The 22974-nt window shown below is 67.8% G+C and carries 22 protein-coding genes and 1 tRNA gene; 9 read left to right on the top strand and 14 right to left on the bottom strand.

All coding sequences use genetic code 11. The features are described from left to right. Nucleotides 1-32 precede the first annotated feature (32 nt). The 3 genes from AC0IY0_RS19740 to AC0IY0_RS19730 are packed head-to-tail and all read right to left on the bottom strand — an operon-like array spanning nucleotide 33 to nucleotide 1666. The gene (locus AC0IY0_RS19740; protein ID WP_471765097.1) at nucleotides 33-158 is read right to left on the bottom strand and encodes a hypothetical protein; all 126 of its coding nucleotides are present in this window, start codon (nucleotides 156-158) and stop codon (nucleotides 33-35) included. Beyond that, entirely contained in the window at nucleotides 158-628 is a 471-nt protein-coding gene (locus tag AC0IY0_RS19735) for a molecular chaperone DnaJ (protein ID WP_471765096.1), read from the bottom strand. The genes AC0IY0_RS19740 and AC0IY0_RS19735 overlap by 1 nt, the downstream gene beginning before the upstream one ends. A 12-nt stretch (nucleotides 629-640) precedes the next feature. Continuing rightward, entirely contained in the window at nucleotides 641-1666 is a 1026-nt protein-coding gene (locus AC0IY0_RS19730) for a hypothetical protein (RefSeq protein WP_471765095.1), read from the bottom strand. 338 nt (nucleotides 1667-2004) lie between these two features. Here AC0IY0_RS19730 and AC0IY0_RS19725 point away from each other — a divergent pair, with 338 nt between their 5' ends. Continuing rightward, nucleotides 2005-2304: a hypothetical protein gene (locus AC0IY0_RS19725; RefSeq protein ID WP_419829804.1), complete on the top strand. Its 300-nt coding sequence runs from the start codon at nucleotides 2005-2007 to the stop codon at nucleotides 2302-2304. A 67-nt stretch (nucleotides 2305-2371) separates the two neighbouring features. Here the strand turns inward: AC0IY0_RS19725 and AC0IY0_RS19720 are convergent, their stop codons facing one another. After that, nucleotides 2372-2767: an NUDIX domain-containing protein gene (locus tag AC0IY0_RS19720; RefSeq protein ID WP_419829805.1), complete on the bottom strand. Its 396-nt coding sequence runs from the start codon at nucleotides 2765-2767 to the stop codon at nucleotides 2372-2374. Nucleotides 2768-2797: 30 nt separating this feature from the next. Then, nucleotides 2798-3043 (bottom strand): hypothetical protein, encoded by a 246-nt coding sequence (locus AC0IY0_RS19715; RefSeq protein WP_419829806.1) that lies wholly within the window; start codon nucleotides 3041-3043, stop codon nucleotides 2798-2800. A gap of 189 nt (nucleotides 3044-3232) precedes the next feature. Here AC0IY0_RS19715 and AC0IY0_RS19710 point away from each other — a divergent pair, with 189 nt between their 5' ends. Then, nucleotides 3233-4078 (top strand): hypothetical protein, encoded by an 846-nt coding sequence (locus AC0IY0_RS19710; RefSeq protein ID WP_447671816.1) that lies wholly within the window; start codon nucleotides 3233-3235, stop codon nucleotides 4076-4078. Nucleotides 4079-4183: 105 nt separating this feature from the next. Here AC0IY0_RS19710 and AC0IY0_RS19705 read toward each other — a convergent pair whose 3' ends face one another. Together AC0IY0_RS19705 and dctA are read right to left on the bottom strand one after the other, a co-directional pair. After that, entirely contained in the window at nucleotides 4184-5347 is a 1164-nt protein-coding gene (locus tag AC0IY0_RS19705; protein ID WP_471765092.1) for a mandelate racemase/muconate lactonizing enzyme family protein, read from the bottom strand. A 73-nt stretch (nucleotides 5348-5420) separates the two neighbouring features. Continuing rightward, entirely contained in the window at nucleotides 5421-6758 is a 1338-nt protein-coding gene (gene dctA / locus AC0IY0_RS19700; protein ID WP_471765090.1) for a C4-dicarboxylate transporter DctA, read from the bottom strand. Between the two features lie 126 nt (nucleotides 6759-6884). On the opposite strand from dctA, the gene AC0IY0_RS19695 reads away from it, so the two are divergent. Further along, on the top strand, nucleotides 6885-7805 hold the full coding sequence (locus AC0IY0_RS19695; RefSeq protein ID WP_471765088.1) for a LysR family transcriptional regulator: 921 nt from the start codon (nucleotides 6885-6887) through the stop codon (nucleotides 7803-7805). A gap of 389 nt (nucleotides 7806-8194) precedes the next feature. Here the strand turns inward: AC0IY0_RS19695 and AC0IY0_RS19690 are convergent. After that, a tRNA-Arg gene (locus AC0IY0_RS19690) sits at nucleotides 8195-8271 on the bottom strand. A 214-nt stretch (nucleotides 8272-8485) separates the two neighbouring features. Between AC0IY0_RS19690 and AC0IY0_RS19685 the strand changes: the two genes are divergently transcribed. From AC0IY0_RS19685 to AC0IY0_RS19675, 3 genes are all read left to right on the top strand, one after another. Continuing rightward, nucleotides 8486-9586 carry an acyltransferase family protein gene (locus AC0IY0_RS19685; RefSeq protein WP_147907264.1) on the top strand — a complete coding sequence of 367 codons (1101 nt, stop codon included), beginning with the start codon at nucleotides 8486-8488 and terminating at the stop codon, nucleotides 9584-9586. A gap of 83 nt (nucleotides 9587-9669) precedes the next feature. Next, entirely contained in the window at nucleotides 9670-10098 is a 429-nt protein-coding gene (locus AC0IY0_RS19680) for an RNA polymerase sigma factor region1.1 domain-containing protein (protein WP_147907265.1), read from the top strand. 75 nt (nucleotides 10099-10173) lie between these two features. Further along, nucleotides 10174-10563, top strand: a complete 390-nt coding sequence (locus AC0IY0_RS19675; protein ID WP_147907266.1) for a phage holin family protein — start codon at nucleotides 10174-10176, stop codon at nucleotides 10561-10563. A 37-nt stretch (nucleotides 10564-10600) separates the two neighbouring features. Here AC0IY0_RS19675 and AC0IY0_RS19670 read toward each other — a convergent pair whose 3' ends face one another. The 3 genes from AC0IY0_RS19670 to AC0IY0_RS19660 all read right to left on the bottom strand — a co-directional run bounded on the left by AC0IY0_RS19670 (nucleotide 10601) and on the right by AC0IY0_RS19660 (nucleotide 15591). After that, entirely contained in the window at nucleotides 10601-12304 is a 1704-nt protein-coding gene (locus AC0IY0_RS19670; protein WP_471765086.1) for a sensor histidine kinase, read from the bottom strand. Between the two features lie 6 nt (nucleotides 12305-12310). Then, nucleotides 12311-15202 carry a PAS domain S-box protein gene (locus AC0IY0_RS19665; RefSeq protein ID WP_471765085.1) on the bottom strand — a complete coding sequence of 964 codons (2892 nt, stop codon included), beginning with the start codon at nucleotides 15200-15202 and terminating at the stop codon, nucleotides 12311-12313. Between the two features lie 164 nt (nucleotides 15203-15366). After that, nucleotides 15367-15591 carry a hypothetical protein gene (locus tag AC0IY0_RS19660; RefSeq protein ID WP_147907269.1) on the bottom strand — a complete coding sequence of 75 codons (225 nt, stop codon included), beginning with the start codon at nucleotides 15589-15591 and terminating at the stop codon, nucleotides 15367-15369. A 765-nt stretch (nucleotides 15592-16356) separates the two neighbouring features. On the opposite strand from AC0IY0_RS19660, the gene AC0IY0_RS19655 reads away from it, so the two are divergent. Beyond that, entirely contained in the window at nucleotides 16357-16584 is a 228-nt protein-coding gene (locus tag AC0IY0_RS19655) for a DUF6894 family protein (RefSeq protein WP_306440292.1), read from the top strand. A gap of 179 nt (nucleotides 16585-16763) precedes the next feature. Here AC0IY0_RS19655 and AC0IY0_RS19650 read toward each other — a convergent pair whose 3' ends face one another. After that, nucleotides 16764-17627: an SMP-30/gluconolactonase/LRE family protein gene (locus AC0IY0_RS19650; protein WP_471765083.1), complete on the bottom strand. Its 864-nt coding sequence runs from the start codon at nucleotides 17625-17627 to the stop codon at nucleotides 16764-16766. Between the two features lie 75 nt (nucleotides 17628-17702). After that, nucleotides 17703-19019: a sugar MFS transporter gene (locus AC0IY0_RS19645; protein ID WP_471765082.1), complete on the bottom strand. Its 1317-nt coding sequence runs from the start codon at nucleotides 19017-19019 to the stop codon at nucleotides 17703-17705. 158 nt (nucleotides 19020-19177) lie between these two features. On the opposite strand from AC0IY0_RS19645, the gene AC0IY0_RS19640 reads away from it, so the two are divergent. After that, a complete protein-coding gene (locus AC0IY0_RS19640; RefSeq protein WP_471765080.1) occupies nucleotides 19178-20332 on the top strand; it encodes an aldose epimerase family protein in 1155 nt (384 codons plus the stop codon). Next, the gene (locus tag AC0IY0_RS19635) at nucleotides 20329-22128 is read left to right on the top strand and encodes an IlvD/Edd family dehydratase (protein WP_471765078.1); all 1800 of its coding nucleotides are present in this window, start codon (nucleotides 20329-20331) and stop codon (nucleotides 22126-22128) included. Before AC0IY0_RS19640 ends, AC0IY0_RS19635 begins: the two co-directional genes overlap by 4 nt. Nucleotides 22129-22167: 39 nt before the next feature. On the opposite strand, the gene AC0IY0_RS19630 is transcribed toward AC0IY0_RS19635, so the two are convergent. Beyond that, nucleotides 22168-22908 (bottom strand): FadR/GntR family transcriptional regulator, encoded by a 741-nt coding sequence (locus AC0IY0_RS19630; RefSeq protein ID WP_147907274.1) that lies wholly within the window; start codon nucleotides 22906-22908, stop codon nucleotides 22168-22170. Nucleotides 22909-22974 lie beyond the last annotated feature (66 nt).

The raw sequence follows: 22974 nt of genomic DNA, 5'->3' as shown, positions 1-22974 counted from the left end.
GTAGAGAATGGTCTGGTGAAGTGTGAGATCCATCAGCGCCTCCCCATGAACTTCCAGCCGACGAAGAACCCGACCGCGAAGGCGATCATCCGCATCGAGATCCAGGCCAGCGGGCGACAGCAGGCGTAGGCGATCACGACCATCGAGATCAGCGTCATCAACGACGAAGCCTCTCGATCCTGTCGAAGGCCGCCGACGCAGTGGCGAACTGGGCCGACATCCTGATCTTGTCCTGCTCCGCCGCGCGATCGGGATGCAGATGCGCCAGCAGTGCGCGCCGGGCGGCGACTACCACGACATCTTCCGCCGTCACCGTCAGCCCGACGACCGAGTACACCGCTTCTCGTTCCTCGATATCCTCAGCCTCGGCGATCCTGGTCTGAAGCGTGGAGATCCAGGCGCGAGCGGTCTCAAGCTGGTGCTGGAGCGCTTCGATCCGGAGGACCGCCTCGTGGTAGTCGGCTTGGAGGCGTTCGTACTTGTGCGCGACATCTGGATGTTGGTCTCCTTCGTGAAGAAGAGCATCTACCAGCCGCAGAACGCACCGTGCCTTGATGGCATACTCCTCCAGGAGGGGACGGAGTGCTTCGAGACGATCATTTTCGAGATCGGCGTTCCAGTCCATCATCGGACGCCCATATCAAGCCGCCTCGTCAAGAAGCTGCTCCAGGTCCTGTGCGACCTCCAGCATTTCGACACCCCAGCCCGCGTCATTGTCTGGCTCGACGAGGGTGTGCTCGTTGAGCAGCCGCGCTGCCGCAACGACCGGCTCGTGTTCTCTGGGAGCATGCGCCAGTAGGGCTATCCCGCAGGCGGAGAGCTTCCTCCGGACGATCTGAGCCCGTTCGGGGTGTACGCGCCGGTTACCAGCCGCGTAGATCTTCTCCAGCAAGAAGCCTTGGTCGGTGTGGCGGAGTTCGGCGATCAGGCCGGGAGTACCACGCCGTCCGGGCTTGAACTCCACGTAGGCAGCGGAGCCGAGGAAGACCTCGTTGATCCTCGTGGCCAAGCAATTTCTGTAACGCCGTCCTGCGTCAGCAAGCGCTGCGGCACTGTCGAGGGCGATCAGCGTCGGGTCGTCATGGAGATCAAGTTCGACTGGGGGGATGTCGAAGCGCGCGGCCCAGTACCGGATCAGATCACCGCGATGACCGCCCGGCTTAAGCCGACACAGGCTTGCCCGAATTGCATCGTCGGTGGCACCGGAACATCTCGCCCTGATGTACGAGAGCGCATCCTGAATCTCTGCAACTTGGCGAACTTCGTAGAGGCACCCGACCAGTGCCGGGTGAAGGAGAACAGGGTCAAGGGCATCGACGACCTGGATCTGTGCACCAACAAGGTTACCGGCGATCTGGCCTAAGACCTTTACACGCTGCCGGTCGGCCGGATCCTTCGAGAGGTACATGCGAGCACAGTCGTAGTAGACACGAGGCTCTCCGATCGGATCAGGCCCAAATCGCCGAAGGGTTCCGAGCAGACCAACCGGTGGACCGGCAAGTATCGTCCTGACCAGATCACGAGGTCGGCGGACAGAGAGGATCGTTTGACCGATGACCGTCGCGGAAGTCGCGGCTCCAAATTTCGGCGTGATCGCCGAGGAGCGCAGGTGGCTGGCGATCTCATCGATGCCGAGGATCTCGACGAGCGCCAAGACGAGAAACATCGCCTGCCGCCGCTGTGCTCCGAAGCAGAAACTTGCCGCCAGTAGGCGCGGATTAAACCGATCGAGATCCATAACTCGAGCAAGCGCCCAGCCGGTGTAGGGTCTGGCCGGTGGCCTTCTATCCCGAGTCGTCAGATCAGCTTCTTGGGATAGCAGCATTGCCTATGGATAACATGATATCGGACTAAAATCGAGAACATACCCCTTGGTGAGACGCTGCGGTCTATTGCGTAGATCGCTTGTTGCGGCTGTCAGGCAACGTACTTGCTCTGAACGAGTTTCAGATTTAATTCGCTTCAGTGGGAACATCGGCCGTTAGGGTAAAGGCGTTCGGCGGCATGCAGAACACTCTGCCGAAGATCGACCGCGGGGCGATCTTCTCGGATCTTCTACGACGGCAGGTTCTACGTCGTGAAGCACGCTTGCCGCTGTTAGATGTTCGCGCTGAGTACCATCGGGCCGTCGAGCAAGCGCTCTGGCGGCGCCACGTCGAACTAAATCACGAACGCGTCCGGGCAGCCGTTTTGGCGCAGCTTCGTGCCAAGCATGGCGAACGATTTGGCGGAAGTTGGGGAGGGCGTATGGCGGTCTCGCTTCTGGCGCAGCAGGCGTTGCAGAACAGCTTCAGAAACCAGTGATGGGACAACTGTGAGTGGGAAACTGCGCTATGGGTCAGCCGCTCAAATCTTCGGCTGTCGCCGCCTGCTAACGCTGGAAAAAGCGTTCGACCATCTCGTCGTGCAGAGGAAAGGCGGTGCGCACTGGCTCGTGAATTACGACCACTTCCAGCACTTCGCCATCGTGGGCGAACGAGCCTTCATGTTCGACGGGCCGCGCTTGCCCAAACAGGAGATTCTGCCGTCGATCTGGTGTCGTCACGACTGTAAGCAGCCTCAGGCGATCGGTCTCGATGCGCACGCCGGTTTCCTCGAAGACCTCACGCGCGCCTGCCTCCTGCCATGTCTCTCCGCGCATCTGATAGCCGCCGGGCAACGCGAGTTCGCCATGCCCGTCTGCAACACCGCGGCGGATCATCAGAAGGCCGCCTCGGATCGGCACGAGGACAACGACGACAGTCGGTGTGTTGTCATAGTTGTCCATGATTAGGCGCCCTGCCGAACGGGAGACGTTCTACGCGGCGATAGGTTCAGCAATAGACGAGGTCGCAGGGTCGCAAGCTCTCTCGACGCTGCTTCCGCCGAACATGCGCCGGAACAGTTCCGCAGGTGTCCTCGAAAGGCCGTCCCCATCTGCGATCCGCACATCGGCCTTGCCTGATGCGCTCAGGCTCATGCCCTGAGAGATCGCATTCAGGAGTGAGGTGTGGTGGAAGATAGTCTCGCTCGACTGTGTGCGGGCGATGACAGTGAAGTTCACGGGCGATAATCCTGATGCGGGTTCGCTACGCGACCGTTGGCACGCTTCACAAACCCTGATTGCAAAAACGATTAAGGGCTGAGCCCTGTCGTGAGACGACGGCCGACCGGCATGCGTCTTCGCCCGCAATATCGACTTGTGGTTGACGGAATCTTGTCTGTGGTGGGGCGCGGTGACAGAAGCTGGCCGATGATGAAAATCGAGCCTCTGCCCGCGTGGTCGCTTCTCACGCGGTCCGGTGTTGCGGGACTGCTCGCGCGGCCTGACGGCGGCCCACCTCCTGCAATTCGGTTGGGGCCGAATCTCGACGCGATCAGCGCGGCCGAGATGCCGTTGCTGGCGACGCTGCGCCTCATGATCGCCCAAGCCCAAGCCCAAGCGAACAGCGGCCTGACGCTGACTGCCAAACATGCCCTATCGCGCGCCGACACACGCGCCCTGTTCGATAATCTCGTCTGGCCAGACTACGACAAGACTGAGGTGCTGGCCGTCAACAAGGTCCTCAACGAGGCCGACGTGATGCCGATCGAGACCACCCGCCTGATCGCACAGGCGGCCAAAATCTTCCGCCGCCGTGAGCGCAAACTGCTCGCCACCAAGGTCGGGCAGGATCTCGCGTTGGAGGACCGGAGCGTCGAACTCTTCCGGCGGTTGTTCGCGCTGGTGTTCTGGCGGCTCGACCTCGGCTCGCTGGACCGCGTGCCGATCAATGGCTGGCCGCAGGATCACGTTGGCCTCGTGCTCTGGTGTCTGTCGGCGGCGGCACGTGAGTGGAGCAGCGTCGGGGATCTGCTGCCGGTCTGCACCGTGCTTGATGCGGCAGCGGAAGAGACGGCACCCGACTTCCTCGCCTTCGCTTTCGAGGGCCGGATTCTGCGGCCGTTGACATGGTTCGGCCTGCTGGAGACGCGCAGGGTCGGTGAGCCGGGATCCTTCGCGTGGCGCTATGTGCGCGAGTACCGCACGGCCCCGCTGTTCGATCGGGCGCTCGCGTTCGAGGCGGAGGTCTCTCAACCTACCGGGTCGAGGCACTGAGCCGTGGCGCTCATGGTGCGGGCGCTTCATTGCAAAGATGGCCGCCCAACAAGGCGCATCGAAGGGCCGGGCGAGGTCGCTTGATCCAACCCGGCCTTACATCGCTCACTCAGCCAGTTCGCGCATCACCTTGATCAGATCCGATTTCCCCTCAAAACCGATGCCTGGAAGCTCCGGCATGACGATGTGCCCGTTCTCGACCTTCACACCGTCCGGGAACCCGCCGTAGGGCTGGAACAGGTCTGGGTAACTCTCGTTGCCGCCGAGCCCCAGCCCGGCGGCGATGTTGAGCGACATCTGGTGCCCACCGTGCGGGATGCAGCGCGAGGGCGACCAGCCGAACTGCGCAAGAACTTCCAAGGTGCGCAGGTACTCGACCAAGCCGTAGGACAAGGCGCAGTCGAACTGGAGGTAGTCCCGGTCCGGCCGCATGCCGCCGTAGCGCAGGAGGTTGCGTGCGTCTTGGTGCGAGAACAGGTTCTCGCCGGTCGCCATCGGTCCGGGATAGAACTCGGAGATGGCGGCCTGGAGCGCATAATCGAGCGGGTCTCCGATCTCCTCGTACCAGAACAGCGGATACTGCCGCAGCATCTTCGCGTAGGCGATACCGGTCTCCAGGTCGAAGCGGCCGTTCGCGTCCACCGCAAGCTGCGCTTGCGAGCCGATCTCCTTGAGAACTTCTTCGATTCGGCGCTGATCCTCCTCAATCGGCGCACCGCCGATCTTCATCTTGACCACGCTGTAGCCGCGGTCGAGATACCCGCGCATCTCCTTGCGCAGGGCGCTGTAGTCCTTGCCGGGGTAGTAGTACCCACCCGCCGCGTAGACGAAGACGCGGGGATTCGCCTCGACGCCCTTCTGCTCGGCGAGCATCCGGAACAGCGGCTTGCCCGCGATCTTGGCCGTGGCATCCCAGATCGCCATGTCGAGGGTGCCGATAGCCACCGAGCGCTCCCCATGACCGCCGGGCTTCTCGTTGGTCATCATCGCCGCCCAGAGCTTGTGAGGGCAGAGGTTGTCGCCCGCCTCATTCAGAACGCTCTTGGGGTCGGCCTCCAAGAGGCGGCCCTTGAACCGCTCGCGGATCAGGCCGCCCTGACCATAGCGGCCGTTGGAGTTGAAGCCGTAGCCCACGACCCGGCGGCCATCACGCTCCACATCGGTGACCACCGCAACGAGGCTGGCGGTCATCTTCGTGAAGTCGATGTAGGCGTTGCGGATGGGGGATGAGATCGGCTTGGTGATTTCGCAAACGTCAACGATGTGCATGGTCGTTCTCCTGTGTTGAGCGGGTTGGAGAGGGTAGGGGGTGGTTCGCCCGTAACGGTGCCGATGGTCGGCGTCAGTGCGCGCCTACGGCGCCCCTGGGAGCGGGCACAGCGCGCTCGGCTTCCGTCTCGGGGATGACGTCTCCGGCGGTGACGGCTGCCCGGTTGCAGTAGGCGATCTCGGCTTTGGTGAGATCGAAGGCGCCCTCCCACTTCGCCACGGCGATCGTCGCCACGGCGTTGCCGATCAGGTTGGTGACCGCTCGCGCCTCATTCATGAAGCGATCGACGCCAAGCAGAAGGACGAGACCGGCGACAGGGACGGTGTGAATGCTCGATAGCGTCGCCGCGAGTGTCACGAAGCCCGCACCAGCCACACCCGCCGACCCCTTCGAGGTCAGGAGCAGCACCCCGAGGACCACGAGTTGGTCGCCGATGCCGAGGGGTGTGTTGGTGGCCTGGGCGACGAAGATCGCCGCCATGGTCAGATAGATGCAAGTGCCGTCCGCGTTGAAGGTGTAACCAGTGGGCAGCACCAGCCCGACGACGGACTTCTCGCAGCCTAGGCGCTCCAGCTTGGCCATCATCCGGGGCATGACGGCCTCGGTCGAGCAAGTCCCGAAGGTTATAAGGATCTCGTCCTTGAAGTAGCCAAGTACCTTAACCAGCGAAAAGCCGGTCCAGTGACAGACGGAGCCGATCACCACGGCGATGAACATGGCCGAGGTGACGTACACAGCCAACATCAGGTAGGCGAGCGACCATACCGTGCCGAGACCGTATTTGCTGATGGTGAAGGCGACGCCCGCACCAGCACCGATTGGGGAAAGACGCATGACCATCGCGACGATACGGAACAGTCCGTCGAGGACGCTGTCGATGACGGCGACCGCCGCCTTGCCGCGCTCACCGGCCTGGATGAAAGCAAGGCCGAACAGCACCGAGAGTAGGATGATCTGGAGCATGGCGCCCTTCGCGAAGGCGTCCACCATCGTGGTCGGGATGATGTCCATCAGAAAGCCGACGAGGCCGGGCTGAGCCTCGGCCGCCTTGGCGTACCCCGCGATCGAACTACCGTTCAGCTGCGAGGCGTCGATGTTCATGCCGACGCCGGGCTGCATGACGTTGACGACGATGAGGCCGATCACGAGAGCCAACGTCGAGACGACCTCGAAGTAGATCAGTGCTCGCACGCCGATCCGGCCAACCTCCTTGAGATTGCCCATCTTGGCGATGCCAACGACGATCGTGCCGAAAATGACCGGCGCAAGCAGCATCTTGATCAGCTTGATGAAGCCGTCCGCGAGCGGTTGCAGGGTGACACCGACATCGGGGAGGAAGAAACCGATCAGACCGCCCAGAATAATTGCGATGAAGACCTGAATGTAAAGGCGGCTGAGCCATTCTTTCATCGCAATAATCCTCCCGATATTCACGCGCTGGACCACAGAGCGGTCGGCTCCTCGTTCGGGAGCTTGGAGGCGGCATACGGCTGGACACCGCGAGTCGGCCAATGCCATGTTCGGATCACGCTATGCGTGAACGGCATTGGCATGGACCTCGACTGGCTCAAGGACTTCCTGGCCCTAGCCGAGCAGAAGAATTTCTCGCGCGCGGCGGAGGCCAGGAACGTTACGCAACCGGCTTTCAGCCGCCGAATTCGGGCGCTGGAGGACTGGGTCGGTACGCCTTTATTCCTGCGCGGGGGCCAAGGCGCGGCACTCACACCGGCAGGTTCTTATTTCCAGCCCCTCGCGGCGGACCTCGCGCGCGACCTGGAGCAGGCGCGACGTGGGGCGCGCGCAGCGGGCGATCAGGAGACGACAGATCTGTCGATCGCAGCCACCCACGCGATCTCGTTCACGTTCTTTCCCGGCTGGATACGCCGTCACATGTCGTTCGAAGCGCTCGGCGGGCTGAGCTTAAGCTCCGACAGCCTGCAAGCCTGCGAACAAATCATGCTCAGCGGCGAGGCGCACTTTCTGCTGTGCCACTACCACGCCGACGCGCCGATGCGCTTAGATCCCGATCGCTACCCGAGTCTCCAAGTGGGCCGGGATGTGCTGATCCCCCTCTGCGCGCCCGGCGCGGATGGATCTCCCCTGTGGCCGATGCCGGGACGGGACACCAAGCCGATCCGCCACCTCGCCTACAGTCAAGCGTCGGGCCTCGGGCGCATCCTGGCGGCCCACCCAGCCGGGAGACGCCAGACCGCCGACATGGAGACGGTGATCACCTCACATCTGGCCGCGACTCTGATGACGATGGCCCGACAGGGACAAGGCGTCGCGTGGTTGCCGCGCACGCTGGCGGAGGATGAATTGTCGCGGGGGCGCTTGATCCGTGCCGGATCGGACGACTTCGACATCGCGATCGAGATCCGCTTGTTCCGGTCGCGTGAGAGGCGCAATCGGGCCGCTGACGATCTCTGGAGCAATCTGCTCGCGAACCAGATTTGAGCGTACGTTACGACTGGCCGTGGTTCTTAGAGGCGACGGCCAGCTTCAAGAAACCGCACGCCCCGCACCACGCGTGTCGGCCGCCACCTCCGGCCCCATGCCCCGATCGCGTCGTGGAGTGGCGTTTTTTCAGCGGTGGCTCCGAAAACGTAGAGGGCGAATTTCGATCGCCGCTCGAACAGCTACGCTTAGCCAAGCGGTATTCCAGGCTGCGCGAAGCCGCTGGCCGATTGCAGGTGTCAAGTTTCGCAAGCGAGTCGGGGCTAAAACGCCCCCCCGGTGCCCCGCGTCGGCACGATCACTTTGTCACACCCTTGGCACACCGGACGCCAAAAGGTCCTGAGGGGCTGACCATCCCTCAGCCAAGTCATTGATTTATATTGGAAAATTGGCGCACCCGACACGATTCGAACGTGTGACCTTTGCCTTCGGAGGGCAACGCTCTATCCAGCTGAGCTACGGGTGCTAGCCGCGTCGATTTCCTAACCCAACCGCGGCGCCAGTGCAACGGTCTGGGTGAGGCTGCCTTTGCCTGCGTCCGTGTCCGGACTGGGACCGGATACCGAACCGGTTCCGGCCGTCGGCGGCGCGATGGCTGCAGGGTGTTGCCCTGGCGGTCTTGTCTTCGCGTGCGGTTTCCCGGTCCTTGGTGGTCGCTAGGGAATTATGGGGCGAGGCGGGTGTCGCAGCGGGTCGGCGGGGAAGACCGAGCGGCGAACAATTTCGGCACGCTGCGCGTGCTGTTCGCGATCCTGGTCGTGCTCTCGCACGCGCCGGAGCTGGCGGATGGCAATCGGTCGCGCGAATGGCTCACGCAGGTGTTCGGCACGCTGTCGCTGGGCGAGGTCGCGGTGGACGGATTCTTCCTGGTGAGCGGCTACCTGATTACCGCGAGCTACCGCGCCAAGCGTTCGTTCTCCGACTACCTGAAGCGGCGGGCGCTGCGGATCTATCCGGGCTTCGTGGTGGCGTCCCTCGTCTGCATCGCCGTCGTCGCGCCCCTGAGCGGCGGTGACCTGGCCGCGATCTCGCCCGCCGAGACCGTGCTGCGCCTGTCCCTGCTGCTGATGCCGGTGGTTCCGGGCGCGTTCGAGGCGCTGCCCTATCCGATCCTCAACGGATCGCTCTGGACGATTCCGTGCGAGTTCGGCTGCTACCTGCTGCTCGGTCTGGTCGGCGGCGCGCGCGCCCTGCGGCGGCGGCGGCGGCGGCGCTACCTCGTCCTGCTCGCCGGCCTGGGGGGAGTGCTGGCCCTGCGCTGGCTCGTCCTGCCGATCGGCCAGCCCGGGCATGGGCTCGGCGTTCTGTCGGAGATGATCCGCCTGAGCTTCGTGTTCTGCTGCGGCGGCGCCTTCCAGCTGTTCGGCGACCGGATCGCCTATACCGGCCGGGGCGCAGCCGCCGCCGCGTCGCTGCTCCTGCCGCTGATGTTCAGCCCGCCGCTCGCCGAGCCGGCCTTCGCGATTCTCGGCGGCTACCTGATCTTCTGGTTCGCCCTGGCGGTGCGCCCCAACGCCCTCAGCCGCGCCACCGCGCGCGTCGATGCCTCGTACGGGCTCTATCTCTATGCCTGGCCTGTGCAGAACCTGCTGGTCGCCCATCGGCCGGATCTGCCACCCTGGACGGCCGCGATCCTGACCCTCGCGGCGGCGGCCCCCCTGGGGTTCCTGAGCTGGTACTTGGTCGAGAAGCCGATGCTCCGACACCGGCCCGGTACGCACCGGTCTGCGATCCGGGGTTCCGGCGACGCCCTGACGGCCGCCCCCGCGCTCGGCCCGTGACCGCGCGGTAACCGCGGGGGGCCTCGCGGGTTCTCGTCGGGAGAGCACCGGCCCTGCGGGTCGGGCGGAGGCCGGAGCAGGCGATGACGCAGACGATCGATCGCGGAACGCTGGACCGGCTGATCGCCCTCGGCCGGGCGCGGGGCGCACTCACGGCAATCGACCTGCAGGCCGTCCTCCCGGTCGACCGCATGGATGTCGACGCCCTGGTGCTGGTGATGCTGGAGCTCGACGCCGCGGGGGTGAGCGTCGAGCCGGAGGCCTTCGGACCGCCCCTGGATCGGGCGATCCCGGGATCGGTCATCCTCCCGGAGCAGCAGCCCGGGACGCCGCCGCCGGTCCTGCCGGCCGGCGGGACCGGGGCTCCGGCCGCGGCGGCGGAGCCCCGGCCGATTCGATCCGCCGCCGCGCCGGGCCTGGATCCCGACGACAGCCGCGACGCCACCCGGGCCGTCGCGTTGGCGGCCCTCGCGACGTTCCTCATCCTCGGCGCCGTGCTGCTGATGCTGTGAGCGGCGGGCCGGAACGCTTGCGCGGGCGGCTCCGTTGGCCCAGGCCCTGATGGATCGAGAGGATAGACCCGAACCATGCGTCAACGAGCCGACGGCACCCTGGCCCTGCTGGTCGCGGCCCTGCGCGAGAGCGCGACGCATCTGGAATCGCTCCTGAGCCTGGCGCGGACCGAGATCGACGGCAACGTCCGGGCCATCGTCTCGCTGGTCGCGATCGTCGGCACGATTCCCGTGCTGCTGATCGTCACGTTCTTTCTCGGGCTCGACGGACTCGTGAAGCTGCTCGCCGTGCCGTTCGGCTCCGAGGCGCCGGCGGCGCTGATCGTGGCGGCGCCGTTCCTGGTCGCGGCGTTCGCGCTCGGCTGGCTCGGCCTGCGCCGGATGGCGCTGTCGAACCTGGAGCCGTGGCGGACGTGGCGGCAGGTCAAGCAGGATGCCCGGGAGTTGGCGCGGCCCCGGGGGTAATCCTAGGTACCCGCCGCCTGCGGCAGGAGGGGGCGCCCTACCGCGTCGGCACCAGGATCGTGCTCGGCCCCGACTCGATCGGCACATCCAGATGGCAGCGCAGGCCCCCGGCCTCGAAGGCGAGGTCGACCATGCCGTCGAGCTCGCGCCGGACACCGCCGGAGATCAGGCGGGTCCCGAAGCCGGCCCGGGCCGGCGGCTGCACCGGCGGGCCGCCGCTCTCCTGCCAGTCGAGGCGCAGGCGCCGTATCCCGCCCTCCGGCGCGGCCAGCGACCACGAGACCCGCACCCGTCCCCCCGGCACCGCGAGGGCGCCATACTTGGCGGCGTTGGTGGTCAGCTCATGGATCGTCATCCCCAGGGCCAGCACGTGCCGGGGTGAGAGCGCGACGTCGGGCCCGTCGAGGCCGATCTGATCGGCGCCGGTGCGGTAGGGGTTCAGCTCGCTCTCCAGCACCTCACGCAGGGAGGCGCCGCTCCAATCTTCGCGGGTCAGGAGGTCGTGGGTCTTCGACAGCGCCAGGATCCGCGCCTCGAGGACGCCCTCGGCGCCGCGGGACTGGCGGGCCAGGGCCTGCACCGTGGCCAGGGTGTTCTTCACCCGGTGGTTCAGCTCGTGCAGCATCGTCACCTGCTGTTCCTGCAGGGCGCGGCCGTGGCGGATCTCGGCGTGCAGCGCGTCGGTGTTGCTCTGGAGCGCGGACGCCATGGCGTCGAGCTTGCGCCCGAGGCGGCCGAACTCCGCCAGGCCGCGCAGGCCCGTGCGGGCGGAGAGGTCGCCGTCCTGCCAGGCGGCCGCGACCCGGAGCAGGCGATCGATCGGGTGGCGGATAAACATCCGTCCGGCCAGGAGCGCCGCCGCCAGCGCCAGGACCGCGCCCAGGACGATCAGCACCAGCCCACGGCGGCTGGCGGCATCGATATCCGCGAACGCCGCCGCGCTGTCGCGCCCGGCCACGAGGCGCACCCCGGAGAGCGGCCCCTCCGGCATGGCCGTGGCGATGACCCGCGTGCGGCCGTCAAGGCCCTCGGCGATGCGCACCTCGCCGTCCCGGGCCGTCCGCATCACGACGCGCTCCTGCGGGATCAGCCTGCCGATCCAGTCCGCCCCGTCCGGGCGCCGCGCGATGATCAGGCCGTCGCGGTCCGTCACCGTGATGGCCGTCTCGGCCTGGTGCAGGGTCTGCTCCAGATGGTCGGACAGCCAGTCGAGATCGACGGCGGCCAGAAGGACGCCCGTCGCGGAGCCGTCGGTCGCGTCCCCCCCGGCCACGACCCGGGCGAAGTGGATCGAGGGCCGGTTCGAGACGGTCCCCAGCGCGTAGCCGCCGACCGCGAATCCGCCGGCTTCCAGGGCGCGGTGATGATAGGCGCGTGCGCCGGTCGAGTAGGATCCCGGTGCCGAGCCGGCGCTGTCGCAGATCACCACGCCGGCGGGATCCGTGAGCGCGATCAGGATCACGTGCGGGAGCCGGGCGGCGGAGCGCTTCAGGTAGGCCGCGCAGGCGGCGGGGTCGCGCGCCCGCACGGATGGATCCCCGGAGATGAGGTCGAGCGCCTGGCGCATCCGCTCCGACAGCTGGGAGAAATCCTCCGCGGCGCCCCGGACGGTGGCGAGCGCGTCGGCACGCACCGCCGCGTCGCGGCTCGTGCGCAGGGCAACCTCGTTGTAGCCCTGGATCGCCAGCGCCGGCGTGAGCGCCAGCAGCACCAGCAGCAGGATGCGGGTGGTGAGCGACATGGGCGGTCAGTCGAGACCCGCGATCATCGCGCGCACCCGGGCGGCCAGGGCCTCGACCGGGAACGGCTTGGTCATCATCCGCATGCCGGGTTCGAGGTGGCCGTTGCCGAAGGTCGCGTTCTCGGCGTAGCCGGTGATGAACAGCACCTTCAGGTCCGGCCGGTCCGGTCGGATGGCGTCGACCATCTGGCGGCCATTGAGGCCACCGGGCAATCCGACGTCGCTGATCAGCAGGTCGATCCGCCCCGGCGCGCGCAGCAGCGCGAGGCCCGCCTCGGCGTCCGCGGCCTGGAGTGCGGTGTAGCCGAGGTCGCCAAGAACCTCGGCGATCAGGTCGCGCACCACCGGGTCGTCCTCCACCACGAGCACCGTGTCGCCGCGCTCGGCCCGGTGCACCTCGATGAGACCGGACTCCGCCTCCTCGGGCGGCGCGGCGCCGTGGTGACGCGGGAGATAGAGCTTGACCGTCGTGCCGCAACCCGGCTCCGAGTAGATCCGGACATGTCCCTCGGACTGCTTGGCGAAGCCGTAGATCATCGAGAGGCCGAGGCCGGTGCCCTGGCCGAGGGGCTTGGTGGTGAAGAACGGGTCGAAGGCTCGGGCGGCGACCTCTGGGCTCATGCCGGTCCCGGTATCGCTGACGCTGAGGCAGACATACGCGCCCGCGTTCACGCCGGCGTGCCGGCGGGTGTAGGCGTGGTCGAGATGGGCGTTGGCGGTCTCGATCACGAGGCGGCCGCCCTCGGGCATCGCGTCCCGGGCGTTGATGGCGAGGTTGAGCAGCGCGTTCTCGAGCTGGTGCGGGTCGCAGAGGGTCAGCCACAGGCCACCGGCGGTGACGAGTTCGAGGTGGATCCGCTCGCCCAGGGTCCGCCGCAGCAGGTCCTCCATGCCGGTGACCAGCGGGTTGGCGGCGGTCGGCCGCGGCTCCAGCGGCTGGCGCCGGGCGAAGGCGAGGAGGCGGTGGGTCAGCGCCGCGGCGCGGTTGGCCGACGACAAGGCCGCGCGGGCGTAGCGCTCGATCGCGTCGGTGCGGCCCTGCTGGATGCGGGTCTGCATCAGGTCGAGGGAGCCGACGATGCCGGTCAGCAGGTTGTTGAAGTCGTGGGCGATGCCGCCGGTGAGCTGGCCGATCGCCTCCATCTTCTGCGCCTGGAGCAACTGCTCCTCGACCCGGCGCTGCTCGGTGAGGTCCCGCCCGACGATGTAGAACAGCCCGGTTCCCGGATCGGGCACCGCCGTCCACATCACCACCCGGCGCTCGCCCGCGCGGGTCAGGACGCGGTCGACGAAGCCCGCCACCGTCTCGCCGGCCGACAGGCGGCCCACCACCTCGGCGGTCTCGGCGTGGTCGCCCGGATCGACGACGTCCAGGAACGGCCGGCCGAGCAGTTCCGCCTCGCTCCAGCCGAGCATGTGCGTCCAGGCCGGATTGACGGTCTTGAGGAAGCCGTCGAGGCCCGCCGTGCCCATCAGGTCGTTGGTGGTCTCCCACAACCGGTCGCGTTCGCGGGTCCGCTGGGTGACCTCGGAGAGGAGGGTGGCCTCGACCCGCTTGCGGTCGGTGATGTCCTGCACGAACACGTGGAAGCCGTCGACCGCACCGTCGGCGCCGCGCCGGGGCAGGTAGCGGATCTCGGCGTCACGGTGGCGCCCGTCCTGGTGGGGCCAGGCGATCTCGAACCGGACGGCCTCGCCGGCGCGGGCGCGCTCGACATAGGCGCGCCGCAGCTCGAAGGCGGTCGGCCCGAGCAGCACCCGCACGTCCCGCCCCACGATCTCCGCGGCCGGGCGGAAGAACCAGTCCTGATACGCCGCATTGGCGAAGCGGTAGACGTAGCCCCAGTCGATGAAGGCGATGAGCACCGGCAACGCGTCGGTGATGAGGCGCAGCTCGCGCTGGTTGGCCTCCGCCCGCTGCTCGGCGGACTTGTGGTCGGTGATGTCGCGCACCGCCCCGACGAACCGGATCGGGCGCCCATCGGGGTCGCGCTCGAGCGCGCCGCGGCGGGCGATCCAGCGTTCCGCGCCGTCATCCGCCCGACGGATCCGATAGGCCACGTCGGCATCGGTCAGGCCGGCGCCCCGGTCCGCCCATTGCGCGACGCGTCCGGCATCCTCCGGGATGACGAGACGGACGACCGCGTCGATCGGCAACGTCTCCTGCTCGGCCAGGCCGTACAGGCGGAAGAAGTGCGGCGTGGCGTGGATGACGTTCCGGTCGAGGTCGATGGAGAACACCCCGACGCCGCCGGCCTCCTGGGCCCGGCGCAGGCGCGTCTCGGAGGTGCGGAGCGCCGCCTCGGCCCGGACCTGGGCACCGATCTCGGCGTTGACGCCGAACCAGCGCACCACCCGGCCGGTGGCGTCCCGCAGCGGCACGATCCGCGTCAGGAACGACCGGAACACGCCGTCGGCCCCGCGCAGGGGAAACACCATCTCGAACGGCTCGCCGGTGGCGATCGAGGCGGCCCAGACCGCCGTCACCCGGGGCAGCGCCTCCGGGTCGTGGACGCTCTGCCAGCCCCAGCCGGCCATGGCCGCCTGCGTGGTGCCGCAGTAATCGAGCCAGCGCCTGTTGTACCAGTAGAGATGGCCGTCGCCGCGGGCGAGCCAGCACAGGATCGGCAGGTGGTCGGCGAGCCGGCGGAACTCGGCATCGTCGATCCGCTCGGGATCGGGATCGGGATCGGGATCGGGCAGGAACGCGTCGACATGGGCTGACCTGTGCCAGTACGCGCGATCGAAGGCGGTCTCGTCCCGCGGCGCCTCTTCATGCTGCGGCACCTCGGCCCGGGTCTCCGCCCGGCTCGCGGCGAGGGCGGTGCGCAGGCGGGTGACTTCGTCCTCGAGGTCACGGGTGCGGCGCCGGAGAACGTCCGCCTCGTCCGCGCTCAAGGCACCGCTCACGGCGCGCGGACCGCGCGGCATCGGCCGGACACGGACGGCGCACCGGTAGGGATGAGATCGAAGGCTGTACGCCGGCTCATCTCGGCCTTGTTGCAGAACCGGCTGGCGCTCGCCAGCCCATCGGCCGGCCCGGACTTGAGAGGTGCGCGGCGTTAATGCTCGCGGCTGCGGCCGCCGCCGGCCACGGGGCGCAGGTGCAGGAAGCTGCGCTCGCCGGTGGCCGCCTCGGCCACGTGCTGGATCGTGTCGAGCAAATCGGTCACCGCCTGCGGGGCAGCGGGACGGAACTGCGCCTTGGGCTCGACCCAGCGCTTCTGCGTGCGCCGCGCGGCGATCTGCGCCTCGCTCAGTGCATCGAAATCCCGGCGTCGAACCATGGCTGAGCCCTCCGTCCGGAACTCTGTCGGCGCATGGTTGACGAAGGGTTAACGCCCCGGAGCGGCGATGCCGTCGCGACGATCGCGCGCGGACGGTGAGCCTATGCGACGCGCTCGCTTGCGCCGAACCGGTATCCACGTCGGCGGCGTGCGCTCTAGGTCGGCGTCGGTCCGCGCGGACCGGTCCGATCCGTCAACGTCCGCACCAGCCTGAGCAGTACCGCGCGGATATGGGCGCGAAGGGGGGTGTTTTCCGCCATGGGTCGGTTACGGCGCTACGGGGCTGGAGGTTTCAGAAACCCGCCATTTCGAAGGGCGTTGCTACGTAAAAAGGCGGTCGTGCGCGGAGGCCGTCGCTGCACCCATCACCCAAGGGCGTATGGTCAAGCCGCCATCAGCGCGTCTAATCCTTGGGTATTGATGAAGCACTGATCTTTGAGAGAACGCTTCGGATATGCACCCGCACCCTCTCTTTCCTGTTTGAGCCGTCGCCCGTTCCCTTCATGGCAGGCGGCTCATCGGCGGTCGACATGGCTAAGCCCCAAGGTCAGAAGCCCCGCCGCTTCGAGCCACCGGTGTGGGTGGGCGGGCTGTCTCTCAGCTCTATAGTAGATCGATGCGCTCAAATACCGGACGCATTGTGGTAAACCGGTCCAATTCACGTTTTAGACAGATTAAGGTTTATCGCAGCCGGCGTTGGTCACGGTGGCCCATTAAACGACGTCGAGATAGTCCTGGCGTCCGCCACAGGGTTTGAGCAGGGGGATGTCGGTGCCCGAGCGCTTCTACTTCGATGTCGAGAACGACCGGGAGCGGATCCGGGACGAGGTGGGCGTCGAGGCCGAGAGCCTGGAGGAGGCCCTGGACGAGGCGCGCAGCGTGATCGGAGAGATGGCGGGATCCATCGGCACGGGCGCGTCCGGCGCGTCCTGGACCCTCGTCGTACGGGATGCGTCGGGCTCGGTGGTCGGCCGCCTACCGATCCGTGCGTGAGGCTGCCGCAATCAAAGAACCCGCCGCGGCACGGGCCGGGCGGGTTTGGAGGTGGTCTCGTCTCGGAGAATGCCGGACCGTAGACGCGCCACCCCGGCGCCGCATCCCCCATCCGGGGGAAGGAGCCACACGATTTAGCGACCCGTCGATCGCTTTCGCCCGGCCGAGGGATCGGGCGGTCAGCCCCCGAACGCCCAGGGCGGCAGGCCGGTTACGCCAACATCGAGTTCGAACAGCGCGCCTGCGGACGGCTCGTGCTCGACGCCCCGCGACGCCGACGTGACGAACAGCCGGTCGAGCCCGGGTCCCGCGAAGGCGCAACTCGTGATGTTCGTGGCCGGAAGCGCGATGGCCCGCAGGAGGCACCCCTCCGGATCCAGCCGGCTGATCCGGCCGGCCCCCCAGTGGGCGATCCAGATGCAGCCGTCCGCATCCGTGGTCATCCCGTCGGGCCAGCCCCAGGCCTCGGGGAAGCGCAGGAATTCCCGCTTCCCCGTCAAGGTCCCGTCGGCGGAGAGGTCGAAGGCGAAGACGGTCCGGGCTGCGCTGTCGCTGTGATAGAGGATCCGGCCGTCACGGCTGAAGGTCGGGCCGTTGGCGACGCCGTAGGCACCGTCCATCCGACGCCAGGTCAGGTCCGGGTCGAGCCGGTGCAGGGCGCCCGAGACCGCGGTCTCAGGCTGGTGCATGCTCCCGGCCCAGATCCGGCCGGCCGAGTCGACCTTGGCGTCGTTCAGGCGGTTGTCCGGACAGTCCGGCTCCGGATTGCCGATCGGCGTGACGTGGTCGGCCTCCAGGTCGAACAGCGCAAATCCGCTCTTCAGGCCGATCACGAAGTCGCGCCGACCGGCGCGGGGGATGATCCAGCCGATCGGCTCGGGAAACGGGCGCGTGCCCGTCTCGTCGCTGGCGAGGTCGAGCCAGCGCAGGGCCGGCGCCTCGATGTCCACCCAGAACAGCCGCCCCCGCTCCGGCACCCAGACGGGTCCTTCGCCGAGCCGGTCGCGCTCGGGGCGGGTGACGATGCGGACCTGTGCCTCCATGGGATCGCCTTCTCGAGTCCGGCGGAGGACCGCAGCCCACCGCGTTACGCTGCACCGTCGGTGGTGACCGATATCTCAGGCGCGGTCGGAGGCGCCCAGGCCCGGCCGGCTGCCCCAAAGCGCGAAGAACAGGACGTAGAGCTCGCAGGCGGCCGTGATGAGGAAGGAGTGCTGCAGGCCGAACCGGTCGGCGGCCCAGCCCTGCACCACCACCAGGGAGCCCCCGGCGATCGCCATGATCAGCAGGCCCGCCCCCTCCTCGGTCAGCGGGCCGAGGCCGCGGATGCCGAGGGTGAAGATCGTCGGGAACATGACCGCGTGGAACAGCCCCACGGAGATCAGCGCCCACATCGCCAGCGACCCCGTCGCAAAGGTCGCCACCAGCATCACGGTGAAGGCCGCCAGGGCGGCTCCGGCCAGGATGGTCTCGGCGGACCGCACCTGCATCAGGTAGCTGCCGAGGAAGCGGCCGATCATCATCCCACCCCAGAGCAGGAAGAGGTAATGCGAGGCCTGCGTGTGCGTGAGGTCGCCGATCTCGGGCTGCGAGACGAAGTTGATGAACAGGTTCGACACCCCGATCTCGGCGATCAGGTAGATGAAGATCGCCGGCACGCCGAACACGAGGTTGCGGTGGCGCCAGAGCGAGAGGCCGGCGCGTTCGGCCTTGGCGGCCCGCTTCGCGGAGTCGCCTGCGCCGCCGCCCATGGCGGGCAGCGGAAAGCGCGCGATCACCATGGCGAGCACGACGAGGATCGCCGCCACGATCAGGTAGGGGAGTTGCACCGACTGTGCGTCGGCCAGCCGCTCGGCCGCGGTCAGGGTGGTGCCGGCGGCGAGGTTGCCCGAGGCCGAGCGTCCGAGGATCAGGTAACCGCCGAAGAGCGGCGCCAGGGTCGTGCCGAGCGAGTTGAAGGCCTGGACGAGGTTGAGGCGCGCCGGGGCGGCCTCCGGCGGCCCGACCACCGCCACGTAGGGGTTGGCCGCGACCTGGAGCAGGGTGATGCCGCTCGCGATGACGAACAGGGCGGTGAGCGTGATCGCATACGAGACCTGATGGGAGGCCAGGACCATGCCCAGCGTGCCCAGCGCCATGATGCAAAGGCCCACCACCAGGGCACGCTGGTAGCCGATGCGCGCGATCAGCTTCGCGGCCGGGATCGAGGCCACGAAATACGCGATGAACCACACCGACTCGATCAGCGTGGTCTGCGTGTAATCGAGGTCGAAGACGCTCCTGAGATGAGGTAGCAGGGTGTTGTTGATGACCGTAATGAAGCCCCACATGAAGAAGAGGCTCGCGAGCAGCGAGAGGGCCGGGCGGTAGCTGCCGCGGTCGGCCGACGCCGTTCCCGCCGCGGGCGCTCCGATGCTCGCGATCGGTCCTGCCATCAAACGTTTCCTCTCCCGGGAGCCGCTTTGCCGTGGCCCCATGTTGTGAAATTCATTTGTATGAGTATATAGCGGAGTTTAAGACGTCAACCGCGGCACGCGTGGAGCGCCGGCGTACGATCGGCAAGCGGGAGGCGGGCATCTTGCGGGGAGATCACATGCGTGGAGTCGGGGCTGTGGCGCTGGGCGCTTGCGCGGCGCTCCCTGTGGCGGCCCAGGCTGCCGAGCCGGTCCGGACAGTGTTCGGCACCCTGCCGGACGGCCGGACGGTCGAAGAGGTGACACTGACCAACGGCAGGGGCGTCACCGCCCGCGTGATCTCGTGGGGGGCCCTGCTGCGGACCCTCGAAGTCCCGGACCGCGCCGGAAAGTCCGCCGACATCGTCCTCGGCTACAACGATCTCGCCGGCTACCTGGCCAAGCCCAACTATTTCGGAGCGAGCGTCGGGCGCTACGCCAACCGGATCCGCGGAGGCCGCTTCACCCTCGACGGCCGGACCTACGCGCTGGCGACCAATAACGGGCCCAACGCCCTCCACGGCGGCACGGCCGGGTTCGACAAGCAGCTCTGGACCATCACCGAGGTCAAGGGCGGGGCAGCGCCGTCGGTCAGCCTGCGCTACGTCAGTCCGGACGGCGAGGAAGGCTATCCCGGTACGCTCACCGTCACCGCAACCTACGCGCTCGACGACACCGACACGCTGTCCGTGACCTACCAAGCCACCACCGACAAGCCGACGATCGTCAACCTGACCAACCACAGCTTCTTCAACCTCGCCGGGGAGGGGTCCGGCCGCTCGATCCTGGGCAACGTCCTGACGATCCCGGCCGAGCGCTACACGCCCGTGGACGCGACGCTGATCCCCACGGGCGCGCATGTCCCGGTGGCGGGTACGCCGTTCGACTTCCGCACGCCGACGGTGATCGGCGATCGCATCCGCGACGGACGCGACATCCAGATCGTCCGTGGGCGCGGCTACGACCACAACTGGGTCGTGACCGACGCCCCCACGACCGAGCCGCACCTCGTGGCCCGGGTCGAGGACCCCGAATCCGGCCGGGTTCTGGACGTCGCCAGCAACCAGCCGGGCGTCCAATTCTACGCGGGCAACTTCCTCGACGCGACCGCGGTGGGCAAGTCCGGCCTGGCCTACCGGCAGTCGGACGCCCTGGCGCTCGAGCCCGAACTCTTTCCCGACACCCCGAACCAACCGGCCTTCGGCTCGGCCCGCCTCGATCCGGGTTCGACCTACCGGAACGTGATCACCTATCGCTTCTCAACCAGTTCCGCACACCGGACCCATAAGAAATGACCGATCGCCCGAACACACGGCCCCTGCGCTCGCGCGCGTGGTTCGACAACCCCGACAACATCGACATGACCGCGCTCTACCTGGAGCGCTACCTGAACTTCGGCCTGAGCCTCGACGAGTTGCGCTCGGGCAAGCCGATCATCGGCATCGCCCAGACCGGCTCCGACCTGTCGCCGTGCAACCGGCACCACCTCGTGCTGGCGGAGCGCGTGCGTGAGGGCATCCGCGAGGCCGGCGGCATCGCGCTCGAATTCCCGGTCCATCCGATCCAGGAGACCGGCAAGCGGCCCACCGCCGGCCTCGACCGCAACCTCGCCTATCTCGGGCTGGTCGAGCTCTTGTACGGCTACCCCCTCGACGGGGTCGTGCTGACCACGGGCTGCGACAAGACCACGCCGGCCTGCCTGATGGCGGCCGCCACCGTGAACATCCCGGCCATCGCCCTGTCGGTGGGCCCGATGCTCAACGGATGGTACAAGGGCCAGCGCACCGGCTCGGGCACGATCGTGTGGCGCGCGCGCCAGATGCTGGCGGCGGGCGAGATCGACCACGACGGCTTCATCAAGCTGGTGACCTCGTCCGCGCCCTCCACGGGCTACTGCAACACCATGGGCACGGCGACGACGATGAACGCGCTCGCGGAGGCGCTCGGCATGATGCTGCCGGGCTCCGCGGCGATCCCGGCGCCCTACCGGGACCGGCAGGAGGTCGCCTACCTCACGGGCAAGCGCGTGGTCGAGATGGTCGCCGAGGACCTCAAGCCGACCGACATCCTGACCCGGGAGGCCTTCCTCAACGCGATCGTGCTCAATTCGGCGATCGGCGGCTCGACCAACGCCCCGATCCACCTGGCCGCGCTCGCCCGCCACGCCGGCGTCGAGCTCGACATCGCCGACTGGCAGACCCACGGCCTCGAGGTGCCGCTCCTGGTCAACCTGCAACCGGCCGGCGAGTATCTCGGCGAGGACTACTACCGTGCGGGCGGTCTCCCGGCGGTGGCCGCGCAGCTGATGCAGCGCGGGCTGCTCCATGAGGATGCCCTGACGGTGAACGGGCGCACCATCGGCGACAATTGCCGCGGCGCGGTGATCGAGGACGAGGACGTGATCCGCCCGATCGACCGGCCGCTGAAGGAGGCCGCCGGCTTCCTGGTGCTGCGCGGCAACCTGTTCGACGCGGCGATCATGAAGACCAGCGTGATCGGCGAGGAGTTCCGGGACCGCTACCTCTCGAACCCCGACGATCCGGAGGCCTTCGAGGGCCGCGCCGTCGTGTTCGACGGACCGGAGGATTACCACCACCGCATCGACGACCCGGCTCTGGCGATCGACGACAACAGCATCCTCATCATGCGGGGCGCCGGCCCGGTCGGCTATCCGGGCGCCGCCGAGGTGGTGAACATGCGCCCGCCCGCCTACCTGATCCGCTCGGGGGTGCACGCGCTGCCCTGCCTCGGCGACGGGCGCCAATCCGGCACCTCGGCTTCGCCCTCGATCCTCAACGCCTCGCCCGAGGCGGCGGTCGGCGGCGGGCTCGCCCTGCTGCGCACCGGCGACCGGGTGCGGATCGACCTGAAGCGCGGCACCGCCGACATGCTGCTCGACGCCGACGAGATCGAGAGGCGGCGCAAGGCCCTGGAGGAGGCCGGGGGATACGCGTATCCGGCATCCCAGACCCCGTGGCAGGCAATGCAGCGGGCCGCCGTGGGGCAGATGCACACCGGCGCGATCCTGGAGGGGGCCGAGCACTTCCAGCGCATCGCCCAGACCAGCGGCCTGCCGCGCGACAACCACTGACACGGAACCCCGCGGCCGCCGCGACGGCGGCCGCGGGGTTCACGCCGTCAGGGACAGCTCGGTGTCGGTCAGGGCGAGGCGGACCAGTTCGGTCATCGCCGCCCGCGCCGCCTCGACGTCGCCGGCCACGATCGCCTCGTACAGGATCCGGTGATCCGGCATGGGGTCCCGGGGCAGGGCGCTGCGACGCTGCTTGAAGATCGTCGTCCAAGTTACTGCAGCGGCTATCGAACTCGACAGAGCCATCAACGGTCCGTTGCGGGCCGCCTCCAAGATCGTGTTGTGGAACGCCTGGTCGGCGGCCCGCCCGAGCTCGGTGGCGAGGCCATAGCGTCCCATCTCCTCCAGGGCGTGCCCCATCCGGGAGATGTCGAGGGCTGAACGCCGCTCGGCTGCCAGGGCCGCCGCCGCCGGCTCGACGATCATGCGCAGCTCGAACAGGTCCCGGATGAACGTTTCGCTCGGCTCGGCCTCGAACGCCCAGGCAAGGATGTCCGGGTCGAGGAGGTTCCAGCGGCTGCGCTGGGTCACGCGGGTACCGGTGCGCGGCCGGCTCTCCACCAGCCCCTTGGCGCTCAGGATGCGAATCGCCTCGCGATAGGCGGTGCGTGAGACCTTCAGCTGCTCCGAGAACTCGATCTCGCCGGGCAGCACGTCCCCGGGTGCGTACCGGCCGGCCAGGATCGCGATGCCCAGATCGCGCGCCACCGAACCGTGGATCCTGCGCGAGCCCGAGGCCAGCGGCAGCTTGATGTCCTCGTAGCCTGGATCCCCCCTCAACTGCCACCTCCAGTCCGAAGCCGCCAGGACGGGGCAGGATCGCCGTGATCGTACCCGGAAGTTGTA

The sequence above is a fragment of the Methylobacterium sp. AC315 genome (genome assembly GCF_979253755.1).
The sequence above is the reverse complement of the archived record's forward strand: the minus strand, read 5'-3'. Positions and strand labels throughout refer to the sequence as shown.